Here is a 12,769-nt window from a genome sequence, read left to right on the forward strand (position 1 = left end):
CTATTTTGAACCCCTGCGGGAATCGGAATGAATCGCACTGAAATTTCTTTTTGAACCTTGGAAATTTCGCTCTCTTGGCAAAAAAATTCTTGTATCCTTTCTCCAAATCTTTCAATGCTTGTTGGAGTACTTGAGAATGACAGTCTTTCAGAAAAGAGTGCTTTTTCTTCCACAGAACGAGACGGCTGGCACACTCTACATAGTTGAACCGATGTGCTTTATCTTTGCCGAAAAGTGACTTTTCTGTGGCTAAAGTTCTGTTATAGACATAGCGACAGGAACCCGCAAATTGGCTCATCAAACGAACTTGGGCACCACTAGGGCACAATTCAAATCTAAAAGCTCGTCTTGTCTGCATCTTTGTTTCCTGACTTCCTTGACAAATTAAAATTTGGTCATAGGCTTAGATACTAATATTAGATGCGACAGTTAATGTCGTTTTCCTTTGCTTGTTCATTTGGTCTTTGTCACTAAGTACAGACGCGCTGCATTTACTAAACAAATATTGGACGCACTGAGAGTAATTTTTCCCTCAGTTTGTAATGATTTTGAAGCTGACTTAGCGGAGTTTGATGGCGAAAAATATCACGTTCATTTGTTAATTACTTACCCACCTAAAGTCTCTATATCTCGTTTAGTCAATTCTCTGAAAGGAGTATCGAGCCGTCTTATTCGAAAAAAGAAATATCCCTCCATTCGTAGCATGTTATGGGGGGATGCTCTCTGGGCTCCTTCTTATTTTGCTGCAAGTTGTGGGGGTGCACCTATTTCTATTATCAAACAGTACATTGAACAACAGAATACGCCTGACTGAAAAAATTATTATATTCGACCCTTATATCACCGTCCTAAAGGACGGTGTTTTACGGGTCGGTTGATAAACTATTAGGAGAACCATAATGTTCGGACTTCTAACCGTTACAGTTGGTATCGTTCTAGTCGGATACCTCATCGTTAAAAAATACTATGCGCCTTGGGCTTTGCTTCTTGTTGGCCTTCTGATGCTGCTCGCCGTTGGCTTATTTACCAATGTGCCTCTCGTCACAGGAAAGAAAGTTACTCACAGCATGCTGCTTGACGTGGTTCAGGTCGTAACGAACCTGTCTTCTTCAACCTTAGCCGGACTGGGTTTGCAGATTATGGTTATTTCCGGCTTAGCTGATTACTTGGATAAAATTGGTGCTACCAAATCCTTCGTTAAAGTTTGCTCTAAGCCGCTTTACTATATCCATAGTCCGTATACGCTGCTTGCCATCTCCTATCTAGTCGGCCAGTTCATTAACATCTTTATTCCGTCTGCAGTAGGCCTCGGCGTTTTGTTGATGCTCACCGTGTATCCGCTTTTAATGGCTGTCGGAGTCTCCAGAGTCTCGGCTGCTGCCGTCATCGTAACAGCAAGTTGCTTGGATTTAGGACCTGCTTCTGCAAACTCCATTGTTACTTCAAAGCTCTTAGGCATCTCTGCAATGGAATATTTTTTGGAAGGCCAGCTGCTTATCGGCGTGATTGCTGCAGCCGTCATTGCTGTTTCTCACGGCTTCCTGCAAAGATATTTCGATAAGAAAGATTTGGCCAGCGGGCGCCTGACTGAAGATGATTTCAAGATGAGAAGCGAACTTATGGCTGCCGGTGCAAAAGATAAACAGCCCGATGCTCCTCGCTTTTATGCCATTCTTCCCGTTCTGCCAATCGTATTCTTATTCATCTTTTCGAAGTTCTGCTATACAGGCGTAAGACTTGAGCTCATTACCTGCATGTTCTTATGCATGATCATCACCTTCTTGGTGGATCTGTTAACTAAGAGAACCTTCAAAGAATGTGTTGCCAATACCAAATCTATTTTCCAGGGAATGGGCCGAGTATTTACCTCCACAGTCTCTCTAATCATCTGCGCGCTGGTCTTTGCAGAAGGTTTGAAGCTTTCCGGCGGTATTACAACCATCATCGGTTGGGCAGCTTCTATGCAGAACACTGCCGGTGTCGTCATGCTGATTGTTATGTGCACACTTTTGGCTTTTGCTTCTATTCTTACCGGCTCAGCGAACGCCGCATTCTTTGCGTTTAACTCTCTGTTGCCGCATGCTGCTAAAGCTGTAAATTGGGACTTGATCGTGATGGCTTGTCCGGTTCAATTAGTCAGCGGTATCGGACGCTCGATGTCTCCTATCGCAGGCGTTACGATTGCCGTTTCCAGTATTGCAGAACTTTCCCCGTTCGAAGTTGTGAGAAGGACAATTCCTGTCATGGCTATCGGTATGATTACCGTCGTCCTCAGTTCTTTGATCCTCTTGTAGAACCGTTGAGTTGAAGTTTCATCTGACTCGATAAGACCTGTGAAACTTCATAAACTTTCAAATGCGCTTCTCTTTCAATGGTAGAAGCGCATTTCCTATATTTGAGAGTTAGGCACGCATACAGACATCGCGTGTGACTCTTTTTTGACTCTTTCAACAGAAGTTTTGTGACTCGTGGACAGAAGAGTTAGTTGTTCTGGCTTCTGGCTTCGTCCAATTTCTTTTGATAGATCTCTTTATCTGTTGGTGAAAAAGTACACATCTGAACTTCGCCATCAAATGGATGTTCAAGGATAGTTTTGACGGCTATTTCTGCGGCCAATTCCTTCGGAAAGCGATAAGCCCCGGTAGAGATGCTTGGAAAAGCTACAGTTTTCAGATTCAATTCTTTGGCAATATCTAGGGCGGTCCGATAGCAGGAAGCTAAAAGCTCGGCTTCATTTGCGTGACCGCCTCTCCAAATAGGTCCGACCGTATGGATGACGTGTTTGGCAGGAAGCAGATAGCCTTTGGTAACCTTACTTTGTCCGGTTGCGCAACCGTCCAGTTGCAAACATTCTTCAAACAGTTGTTTGCCGGCAGCTTTATGGATTGCACCGTCTACTCCGCCTCCTCCTAGAAGAGAACAGTTTGCGGCATTGACGATGGCATCAACAGCTAAACGAGTGATGTCTCCGCACGATATCGTTAGTTTGCTCATTGAGTTCCTCCGGAGGCTGATAGCACAAGAGCACAGAAAAATCTGTGCTCTTGAAGTTCCTTTAATGCACTATGTGCAAATTATGCTCTTTTTGGAAGAAGCGGTTCGCTTCTGCCCTTAACTCCGACTAAGCCGAGAACGGTCATGAGAGCCAACTGCGGACCACGGTAGGAATCTGTGGAGTCATACCATTCCTTAACGTTGTGGTTGAATCCTTCTGTTCCGCCGCCGCCAAGTGTTGTAGCAGGAATGCCGAGGCTCAATGGAACGTTCTGGTCTGTGCTGGCGCATGTGTATTTCTTCAGAGGAATACCAAGAACATCCATGGCGCATCTTGCAGCCATCAGAACCGGAGAAGAATCAGGTTGATCACCGGCCGGGCGTTCACCGATTGGTTCAATCTTAACCTTGATCTGTGCATCGCCTTCAGCTTTCCAGCGAGCATTCTCTTCGTCAGCAGCCTGCTGAAGAAGCGGAAGCAGGCGGTCAACTAACTTGTTGAGCTCAGTATTGCAGACGGAACGTGTGTCAATTTCAGTTGTAGCGGAGGCAGCAATGGAGTTGACTGTAGTACCCCCGACGATTGTGCCGACTGTGAAGGTTGTCTTCGGATCAGCAGAAACTTCGAGGTCAGCAATCTTGGCAATAGCACGGCCTAATGCATGAGTTGCGCTGGCTGTACCGAAAGCACTCCAGCTGTGTCCGCCAGGGCCTTCGAAAGTAACTCTAAAGCGGCGGGAGCCTGTAGAACCGTGAAGGAGTCTTTCAACATTGGCACTGTCAACGGAAATGAAGCCGTCGATGTGTTCTTCTTTGCTCTTGAACAAGTACTTGGAACCGCGAAGGTCGCCGTTGCCTTCTTCACCGACGGTTGCAGTAAAGAGGATGTCGCCGACAGTTTCAATCTTCTGTTCCTGAAGAGTGCGGAGGACTTCGAGAATAACAGCCAATCCTCTGGCGTCATCGGAAATTCCGGGTGCGTAGAACTTGTTTCCTTCTCTGCGGACTTTGACATTGGTTCCCATCGGGAAAACGGTGTCTAAGTGAGCGCCGAGGGCTAAACGAGGACCATTGCCAGTACCCGGGCGAACGCCGATAACATTGCCTTCCTGGTCAATTCTGACGTTAGTCAAACCAAGATCTTTGAGTCTTTGTGCAAAATCTTTGGCTCTGTCTTCTTCATGGAAAGGAGCGGCTTCAATTTCTGTAATTTCTACTTGATCCTTGAGCGTTCTTTCTTCTTCGTCTTTTGCAGCTGCAACAGCTTTAATGACTGGTTCGAAGGTTTTGATCTGGTTGTAGGCTTCGACAACAGAATTTGGAATCGGAGGAAGTTTGATTGGATCTGACATCTGAAATTCCTTGTTTGTTCATTGGTAATAGCCCTAAATCATAATGTGGTATTACCACTTAAGCAATATCCCTTTTCTTACTCTTTATTACGAAATGAAGATACTTCCTATAACCTCGTGACCATCAAGGACGAAGAAGACTGATAGAAAATTTCGATAACGTTAATAGACATAGTCCATTAGACAAAACCCTAATGCTGTCTTAGACTGACCGAAATTTTTAAAGGAGAGACAAACATGTCTTTAATCGGCACTCAACTTCAGCCGTTCCAAGCTGAAGCATTCAAGAACAACGAATTCATCACAGTTACTGACAAAGACCTCCTCGGTAAATGGTCTGTCGTTTTCTTCTATCCAGCAGACTTCACATTCGTCTGCCCGACAGAATTGGAAGACCTTGCTGAACAATATGCTGAATTCCAAAAGATTGGTGTTGAAATCTATGCTGTTTCTACAGACACACATTTCACACACAAAGCATGGCACGACACATCTGCCGCTATCAAGAAAGTTGAATACCCAATGGTTGGTGACCCAACAGGTACTTTGACACGCAACTTCGGCGTTATGATCGAAAGCGAAGGCCTTGCACAGCGCGGTACATTCGTTATCAATCCTAGCGGCAAGATCGTTGTTTGCGAAATCCACGACGGCGGTATCGGCCGTGACGCTAAGGAACTCCTCCGCAAGGTTCAGGCTGCTCAGTTCGTAGAAGCCAACCCAGGCTTGGTTTGCCCAGCTAAATGGCAGCCGGGTGCTAAGACTCTCAAGCCGGGTCTTGACCTCGTCGGTAAGATCTAATCCTTAGGTTCGCTGCTCACAAAAAGCTCCCTGTCTCGAAAGATTCAGGGAGTTTTGCTATACGGATTCTGCGTTATTGCTTGGTAGTGACGAACTTTCCTTGAGCAATCATTTCAAGAAGCTTATTGGCAACATCTTTGTCTTTCTGTTCCCAAGCCTGGATTCTTAGCGGCTTGTATTGTTCCGCGCCTTTAACCTGCTCGTGTTCTGTATTTTCAAAATACGTAAATCGCAGGAAGAAAACGCCGGCTTCCGGTTCTTCAATCTGAACTTCGAATCGGCTCTGTGGGATTGCTTCCGTCTCGTCAATATTGAATTTAATTAGCTCCTGCGGAATTGTTTCTACCACGTCTTGAACGGTGTAGGGACCGAAATTCAATTTTCTATTGAGGGTGGTTGTTCCGTCAGGATGGAGATTCTCATCAATTTCTGCATCTTCCAGTACGGAAATAAAGTCTTCCGGATGAGTCACAAAAAACATGAGCCCCATCCATAAATCATCACGTGTTACTTTGCCTGCAAGATCAGGGGTTTTGCTGGACATGCGGATGATATGTTCATGAACTTTTTGCATTGTCTTATTCCTTATGCTGCTTGAGCTTTAGCTTCAGCAAGCGCGCCTTGTTTCTTTCGTTCAATTCGCTTTTCAAGCCAGATGCTGTACCTGGACATGATAAAACTGAATACGAAATAGATTATGGCAATAAAGAGATATCCTTCCAGGAAGAAGTTGCGCCAATTGGGATCCCCGAGGGCCAGTCTCAGGCTGCCTGTTAGGTCATACATGGAGACAATGGTGACCAATGAGGTGTCCATAAAAGTGGAGAGCAAACTATTAACGAACGCCGGAATAATCGTGACAAAAGCCTGCGGCAAAATGATGTACACATAAACTTGAAAACGGTTTAAACCGAGCGAATCAGCAGCGTAGAACTGTCCTTGCGGAATAGTTTGCAAGCCTCCTCGTATAGTTTCGGCCATATACGCTGCTTGGAAAAGCACGATACCGATCACAATTCTCCAGAAGGCTTCAATTCTCCATGCCGGAGGAAGCAGCAGCGGGAAAATAAATGAAGCTACAAAGAGTACGGTAATGAGGGGGACGCCGCGGATAAGTTCGATATAGCCGGCGCATAGGTTGCGGATGATTGCCATTTTGGATCGGCGTCCGATAGCAAGCAGAATGCCGATAGGTGCCGAAAGCGTCATTCCCAACAATGTCAGAATGATTGTCAGAGGCAAGCCGCCCCAGCTGTCGGAATCCACGCGCTCAAGGCCGAAAATGCCGCCTTTCATCAAAATAAAGAAGGCTGCCAAACTGCAAACCCAGCCGCCGATAAGCCACTTAGAGGCTTGTTTTGTCCAGGTCTGAGGGAAAGCCGAAATGACCAGCATCAATAAGACCAAGAAGGTGGCTAAAGCAGGTCTCCATTGAATTTCATAGGGGAATCTTCCGAAAATGATCAAACGCCATTTTTCCGTAACAAAGCCCCAGCAGGCGCCGTCGTGATTCTGAAGACACGCTTTGAAGTCGGCTCTGAAAATGGCATCTGCCACGCCCCAGTTCCAAACATACCAGCCGGCTAATCCGAAAAACAAGATAAGACCAATCGTAAGAATGGAGGCCAACGGAGAATAAAAGAAGCTTCTCCAAATCTTGTTGGAGTACTTGAAAATAATATTACGAGCCATTTGTACCTCTCGTAACTTTAGCGTTCAGCCAGTTCATCAGGACTGCGGTAATTAAATTCAAAGTCAGGAAGACGGACATGATGATGACGATAACTTCTAATGCTTGTCCGTTTAAGTTAATTGTGGAGTTTCCGATGGAAACCAAGTCCGGATACCCGACGACTACAGCCAAGGATGAATTTTTAGTTAAGTTCATGTATTGGCTGGCCAGGGGAGGTACGGCTAATTTTAGTGCTTGGGGAAAGACGATATAACTGATGATTTCAGTCTTTGTCATTCCCAAAGCCGAAGCGGCAGCCCATTGTCCTTTTGGCACCGCAAGAAAGCCGGCGCGGAAAATCTCTGCGATGGCTGCTGAGGTGAAAAACGTTAATCCAAACCAGAGGGCTAAGAATTCAGGAGAGAGGGAGCCTCCTCCTTCGATAGCAAAACGCTGAACTTCCGGTTTATCCCAACCGAAAACAAAACCGCAGATCATCCATGTCAGAAGAGAGATAACAACGCCTCCCAAAAATCCGCTGACGGTCGCAACCAGCCCCGTTGATTTCTTAATAAAAGCAGCTCTTAGGGCCAGCCAGGAGACAACGAAGGAGACGGTTGTGATTACGAACGAAATGTGCCAATCGTTTGGGAGGGCAAATTGGAATCCGGCTTTTGAGAGCACGGCCCAAGATCCGAAATGGATAGGGTCAAAGGAATCCGGCAGCAACTCGGTGATGACGAGATAGACCAAAAGCAGCTGGACCAAAAGAGGAATATTCCGGTAGAACTCGACGTGCAATGCTCCGAGAAATTTAATCAGAGGATGCTTTGAAAGTCTCATTAACCCGACGATAATGCCTAGTACCGTCGCTGTAATAATCGACAAGACGGAGACTTTGATCGTGTTGAGAAGGCCTGCTAAGAAGGCTTTGAAATAAGCCTCTGAAGAGTTGAAGGTGATTAAAGATTCACCGATTTCAAATCCTGATCTTTCGAAGAGGAAGTCAAATCCGGAATGGATGTTTCTTGCGGATAAGTTCGCAGAAACGTTGAAAATAAAGGAGCCGAAGACAGCCACCAGAATTAACAGCAAAGCTCCCTGCCAGAGACCTTCTTTAATTTTTCTGTGTCTTTCTCTTAGCCTCCAAGAGGCATCACCTTTTGGTCCTGACATAATTTTTTTCTTACTTCCAAATAACGGGTAAAAATGGCGGGAATCCCGCCATTTTTTAACCGGAGTTAAATCTTAACGGACGGGAGGAGCGTACAGGATACCGCCTTTTGTCCATTGATTGTTAACACCGCGCGGAAGAGCAAGCGGAGTCTTCGGTCCAAGATTCTTTTCGAAGCTTTCACCGTAGTTGCCGACCTGCTTAACAATGCGGTAAGACCAATCTTTATCCAAGCCGAGAAGTTTACCCATATCTTCGCCGCTGCCGACTAAACGCTGTACGTTCGGGTTGGTGCTCGTCTTCTTGACCTGGTCAACGTTCTCCTGAGTGATGCCGTATTCTTCAGCTTCGATCAAAGCATTCAGAACCCAACGGCAGATCTGGAACCATTCGTTGTCGCCTCGTCTGACGGAAGGTCCGAGGGGTTCTTTGGAGATAACTTCAGGAAGAATGATGTAGTCATCAGGGTTAGCGGCTTTAGTTCTTGCACCTGCCAAGTCGCTCATGTCGGTGGTGTAAACCTGGCAGCGGCCGGAGAGGAAAGCTCCCTGAGTTGCTTCAGTTGTATCGAATACAACTGCTTTGTACTTCATGTTATGAGACTTGAAGTAATCGGCGACGCTTGGTTCGCTGCTGGTGCCGGACTGAACGCAGATAGTGGCGCCGTTGAGTTCGTTAACGGATTTAACACCGAGTTTCTTAGGTACTAAGAAGCCCTGGCCGTCATAGTAGATTGTACCGACGAAGACGGCTCCGAGAGAGGCGTCACGTGTCAGGTTCCAAGTTGTGTTGCGGGCCAAAACATCGATTTCACCGGCTTGAAGAGCAGAGAAGCGCTGCGGGGAGCTCAGCGGAACAAATTTTACTTTTGTGGCGTCGCCAAGAACTGCAGCAGCAAGTGCACGGCAGTAATCAACATCCAGACCTGTCCATTTGCCTTGGCTGTCAGCGTTTGAGAAGCCAGGGGCGGCTGTATTAACGCCGCAAACTACTACGCCGTCTTTTTTAACCTTATCGAGTACGGCGCCCGCAAGTGCGGCTTGGCTGAAAGAGAGAGCTGCCGCAGCGGAGACGGCAGAAAGCAGAATTTTTTTCATGAGGTTTCCCTTTTTAAGGTTGAGCTATTAATACTTTTACCACAATGGAAACTGTTAACAAATGTTTTTACTAGAAATTTGTATTTTCCGAGAAAATCCGTTGGGTAATGGATCGGAAGAGGAAAGGATGTGTTTCGCTCACCACAAAAAGAATTTGAGAGCTTGTAGTTGTACCACTTTCGTCAGGTTTCACACGCCTCTTCGAGTATCTCAATTCACCCATAGGCCCATTTTTAGCGAGACACAAGCCAAAAATGTCCAAAAAAGAACAAACTAGCAAGACTTATAAGGGATTTGTCATTATGGAATACAAAGACTATTACAAGATATTGGGCGTAGAAAGAGATGCCTCCGAGGCTGATATTAAAAAGGCCTTCAGAAAATTGGCACACAAGTATCACCCTGACGTATCTAAAGAAAAAGATGCCGAGGCTAAATTTAAAGACGTAAATGAAGCCTATCAAACCCTCTCCGATCCTGAGAAAAAAGCAGCGTATGACCAGCTCGGACAAAGACGAGAAGGAAGCAATTTTGAGCCTCCTCCGGGGTGGGGCGGCTTTGGCGGTTTCGGTGAAGGCGGTGCTTCAGGCTTTGATTTCGGCGGCGCAGGATTCGATTTCGCCGATTTGTTTAGCTCCATGGGGGGTGCCAGAGGATCTAGACAAAGAGCAATGGCTGGTGAAGATTTGGAAGCTGCCGTGGAAATTACACCGGAACAGGCTTTCAATGGTACTTCCGTAAGCCTCTCTTTGAGAGAACCGGAACAGCAGCCTGACGGCACTGTCCGCCATGTGACTAAGACATTGGAAATCAAAGTTCCTGCCGGAACAATTGATGGACAAAGAATGCGCTTGGCCGGTAAAGGCGGTCTCGGTTATAACGGCGGTCCTAACGGCAACCTTTATATCACTATCAACATTATTGAATCCGGTCGCTTCAAGGTAGAAGGACGCGACGTTTACTTGTCTGTTCCGCTTGCTCCGTATGAAGCGGTTCTCGGTGCAGAAGTCGTCATCCCGATGCTTTCCGGCAAGAAAGTTTCCGTGAAGGTACCGGCAGGTGCCAGAGCCGGCCAGAAGATTCGCTTAGCCGGTAAAGGCTTCCCGAATAAGAAGGGTGACCCGGGCGACTTCTACTTGGTGCTTTCCATCGCGGTTCCTCCGAAACCGACGGATGAAGAGAAAGAGCTCTACAAGAAGCTCTCTGAGATTTCAACATTTGATCCGCGGGCCGATCTTTAAGGAGCGAAGAATATGAGTAAAGCATTAGTTACACAGATTCAGACCACTTTTGAAACATTGGATGTCGATGAGCTCCAAAAATTGAGCGGTATCCCGGCAGATGTATTCAATGAGCTCAGAGAGTTGGGTGCTTTGGATGAATTTTTCCGAGAAGGGGTTCTTCCGGCAAACACGGTGGTGGTTTTTAAGAAAGCCGGAAGATTGAGGAAAAGCTTCCAGCTTGACGCAAATTCACTGGCTCTCTTGATTCACTTTATCGGTGAAAGCCAGGAGTTGAGGAGACAAATAAGAAAGATATACAGGACAAATCCTTATCTATGATTGAGCGATTTAGCGTATTTTCCTCAATCTGAGATAATGTCGTCTGATTAAGAGGAAAATCGTGGACATCTCTCTAAGAATAATAGCAATACTACTTTTAGTTGCTGCAGGCGGTTATTTCGCTATTGCAGAAATCTCTCTGGCGGGCTCGCGTAAAGTCCGCCTAACTCAGCTTGAAGAGCAGGGCGATGAAAGGGCCCATTTAGTTTTGAAACTCCAAGAAAAACCCGGACCTTTCTTCTCTGTTATTCAAATCGGTATCAATGCGGTAGCCATTCTCGGCGGTATCGTAGGCGAGCCGACTTTTACTCCGGTTTTCGAAAAGTTATTGGCACCTATTTGTCCGCCTGAAATGCTTTCGACAGTTTCATGGCTTGCTTCCTTCGTGCTGGTCACCTTCATGTTCATTATGTTTGCTGACCTGATTCCGAAGAGAGTGGGACTGAGCAGGCCGGAATCAATATCAGTACGTCTTATTCGCTCGATGTTGTTTCTGATAACCATCCTGAAACCGATGGTTTGGCTGCTGACGGTGGTCTCCAACGCCATCATGAAGACCTTGGGTCTGCCGACAAAGAGCAATAACAAACTTACATCAGAAGATATTGTCGCTACCGTTGAAGCCGGAGGTGCGGCAGGCGTTCTCGCTCCGAGTGAGCAAGCAGCTATTGAAAACGTGATGGACTTGGAAAGCCGTTTGGTTCCAAGCGCCATGACAGCACGTGAATTCGTGGTTTACTTTACGCTCAATGAAACCTACGAGAGCATTTGCAAGAAGATTGCGGACAGTCCGCATAACAAGTTCCCTGTCTGCGACAGAGACATCGATCATGTTATCGGGTACGTAGATTCCAAAGATCTTCTGCGCCGAGTCATTGAAGGGCGTTCTTTCTCTTTGAAGGACGAAAACTTCATCGCTCCGCTTCCTGCCGTTCCAGACTCTTTGTCTCTTTCTGAAGTTTTGGAAATGTTCAAGAACAAGAGAGCAGACTTCGCAGTTGTTGTAAATGAGTACGCACTTACAGTTGGAGTAATAACTCTCAACGATATTATGAGTACGGTGATGGGCGATTTGGTCCAGACTCCGGAAGAAGCTCAGATCGTTCAGAGAGAAGACGGCTCCTGGCTGATTGACGGCTCCACTCCGATTGATGATGTTGAAAGAGTTTTTGATTTCGGACAGCTCCCTGACGATGAAACTTATGAAACCGTAGCCGGGTTCATGATGTATATGCTTCGCAAGGTGCCGAAGCTGACGGATAAGTTCATTTATGAAGGCTATAAATTCGAAGTTATCGACGTTGAAAGGAATCGTATTGACCAGATTCTTGTGACCAAAGTTGATGAAGCCGAGCACCCATCGGAAGGTGCAGCTGCGAAGTAGCGAAACGAATAAGCTTGGAACTTAACAAGCACAAACAAAAACTGAAGCCGTAACAGCTTCAGTTTTTGTTTTTAGAAATCGGTCTCCTGTAATTTTCTTAGGTCTTTTTGCCGGCCCAGTTTTTGTGTCGAGATTAAGTTGTGGACGCTTAGCTTTAGGCAAACGCTTTCCTACGGATGAATTCTTTTTTCTCTAGGCTAAAGACCAAAGCCACTCTAATGAGAGTTTTGTCCAAAAGTGAGTATCCGTACCGCCTTTCTCTAATTTGTTCTATGGCCTCACGAAGCAGTCTTTCCGAATTTTCGCCTTCGTTTGCAACTTTGAGCTCGATTAACCAAACTTTTTCGCCTGCGCGAACCTCTAAATCGCTTCGACCGTGAGCATTGTGATGTTCAACGATAGGTTCCAATCCTGCGCCTGAAAAGAAAACCTGGATGAATGCACGTAAAGATGCCTCGTTGCGGACTGGATAATTCACGTAATCCAACGAAGCAAACAAACGATTGAGCATGCAGACGATTGATTCCGCGCCTTCTGTCCCAAGTCTGTGAACTATCCTATCAGCACCTCCTTGTTCCAACGTTTTTCCGGCAAGAAGCTGTTCGATTTGACATCCTCCTCTTCGTGAACGAAGAGGATTCCCTACCACCACTACAACAGCCGTAGCCTATTGTTGTAGAAGGTCTCGTTGGGTTCCTGCTGACAACGGCCTTACTGCACCGTTCATTTCACA

The 12,769-nt window shown here is 46.2% G+C and carries 14 protein-coding genes; 6 read left to right on the forward strand and 8 right to left on the reverse strand.

Annotated elements, in window-relative coordinates:
- On the reverse strand, window positions 1-358 hold a 358-nt coding region (locus tag ACYQ4O_RS12425; protein WP_460175814.1), incomplete at its 3' end, for a helix-turn-helix domain-containing protein.
- A gap of 87 nt (window positions 359-445) precedes the next feature.
- Here ACYQ4O_RS12425 and tnpA point away from each other — a divergent pair.
- Both tnpA and dcuC read left to right on the forward strand, forming a co-directional pair.
- Window positions 446-814 carry an IS200/IS605 family transposase gene (gene tnpA / locus ACYQ4O_RS12430; protein ID WP_460175815.1) on the forward strand — a complete coding sequence of 123 codons (369 nt, stop codon included), beginning with the start codon at window positions 446-448 and terminating at the stop codon, window positions 812-814.
- A gap of 85 nt (window positions 815-899) precedes the next feature.
- Window positions 900-2,294, forward strand: a complete 1,395-nt coding sequence (gene dcuC, locus ACYQ4O_RS12435; RefSeq protein WP_277030875.1) for a C4-dicarboxylate transporter DcuC — start codon at window positions 900-902, stop codon at window positions 2,292-2,294.
- 187 nt (window positions 2,295-2,481) lie between these two features.
- Here the strand turns inward: dcuC and ACYQ4O_RS12440 are convergent, their stop codons facing one another.
- Together ACYQ4O_RS12440 and ACYQ4O_RS12445 are read right to left on the reverse strand one after the other, a co-directional pair.
- The gene (locus ACYQ4O_RS12440) at window positions 2,482-2,994 is read right to left on the reverse strand and encodes an O-acetyl-ADP-ribose deacetylase (protein ID WP_277030876.1); all 513 of its coding nucleotides are present in this window, start codon (window positions 2,992-2,994) and stop codon (window positions 2,482-2,484) included.
- A gap of 80 nt (window positions 2,995-3,074) precedes the next feature.
- Window positions 3,075-4,346 (reverse strand): M20/M25/M40 family metallo-hydrolase, encoded by a 1,272-nt coding sequence (locus tag ACYQ4O_RS12445; RefSeq protein ID WP_460175816.1) that lies wholly within the window; start codon window positions 4,344-4,346, stop codon window positions 3,075-3,077.
- 237 nt (window positions 4,347-4,583) lie between these two features.
- On the opposite strand from ACYQ4O_RS12445, the gene ahpC reads away from it, so the two are divergent.
- Window positions 4,584-5,147: an alkyl hydroperoxide reductase subunit C gene (gene ahpC / locus ACYQ4O_RS12450; protein ID WP_066594529.1), complete on the forward strand. Its 564-nt coding sequence runs from the start codon at window positions 4,584-4,586 to the stop codon at window positions 5,145-5,147.
- Window positions 5,148-5,220: 73 nt separating this feature from the next.
- Here ahpC and ACYQ4O_RS12455 read toward each other — a convergent pair whose 3' ends face one another.
- The 4 genes from ACYQ4O_RS12455 to ACYQ4O_RS12470 all read right to left on the reverse strand — a co-directional run bounded on the left by ACYQ4O_RS12455 (window position 5,221) and on the right by ACYQ4O_RS12470 (window position 9,090).
- A complete protein-coding gene (locus ACYQ4O_RS12455) occupies window positions 5,221-5,721 on the reverse strand; it encodes an AtaL-like protein (RefSeq protein WP_277030878.1) in 501 nt (166 codons plus the stop codon).
- An 11-nt stretch (window positions 5,722-5,732) separates the two neighbouring features.
- The gene (locus tag ACYQ4O_RS12460; protein ID WP_066594526.1) at window positions 5,733-6,839 is read right to left on the reverse strand and encodes an amino acid ABC transporter permease; all 1,107 of its coding nucleotides are present in this window, start codon (window positions 6,837-6,839) and stop codon (window positions 5,733-5,735) included.
- Complete coding sequence (locus ACYQ4O_RS12465) at window positions 6,829-7,995, reverse strand: amino acid ABC transporter permease (protein ID WP_277037907.1); 1,167 nt, start codon at window positions 7,993-7,995, stop codon at window positions 6,829-6,831. Before ACYQ4O_RS12465 ends, ACYQ4O_RS12460 begins: the two co-directional genes overlap by 11 nt.
- A gap of 72 nt (window positions 7,996-8,067) precedes the next feature.
- The gene (locus ACYQ4O_RS12470) at window positions 8,068-9,090 is read right to left on the reverse strand and encodes an amino acid ABC transporter substrate-binding protein (RefSeq protein ID WP_277037905.1); all 1,023 of its coding nucleotides are present in this window, start codon (window positions 9,088-9,090) and stop codon (window positions 8,068-8,070) included.
- Window positions 9,091-9,344: 254 nt separating this feature from the next.
- Between ACYQ4O_RS12470 and ACYQ4O_RS12475 the strand changes: the two genes are divergently transcribed.
- The 3 genes from ACYQ4O_RS12475 to paeA all read left to right on the forward strand — a co-directional run bounded on the left by ACYQ4O_RS12475 (window position 9,345) and on the right by paeA (window position 12,036).
- Entirely contained in the window at window positions 9,345-10,331 is a 987-nt protein-coding gene (locus ACYQ4O_RS12475) for a DnaJ C-terminal domain-containing protein (RefSeq protein WP_277030883.1), read from the forward strand.
- A 12-nt stretch (window positions 10,332-10,343) separates the two neighbouring features.
- A complete protein-coding gene (locus ACYQ4O_RS12480) occupies window positions 10,344-10,652 on the forward strand; it encodes a hypothetical protein (RefSeq protein WP_066594514.1) in 309 nt (102 codons plus the stop codon).
- A gap of 61 nt (window positions 10,653-10,713) precedes the next feature.
- Window positions 10,714-12,036, forward strand: coding sequence for a polyamine export protein PaeA (gene paeA, locus ACYQ4O_RS12485; protein WP_277030885.1), 1,323 nt, complete (start codon window positions 10,714-10,716; stop codon window positions 12,034-12,036).
- A 154-nt stretch (window positions 12,037-12,190) separates the two neighbouring features.
- On the opposite strand, the gene ACYQ4O_RS12490 is transcribed toward paeA, so the two are convergent.
- Window positions 12,191-12,688 carry a PD-(D/E)XK nuclease domain-containing protein gene (locus ACYQ4O_RS12490; RefSeq protein WP_460175817.1) on the reverse strand — a complete coding sequence of 166 codons (498 nt, stop codon included), beginning with the start codon at window positions 12,686-12,688 and terminating at the stop codon, window positions 12,191-12,193.
- Window positions 12,689-12,769 lie beyond the last annotated feature (81 nt).

This window comes from Turicimonas sp. TL08 (genome assembly GCF_054660695.1).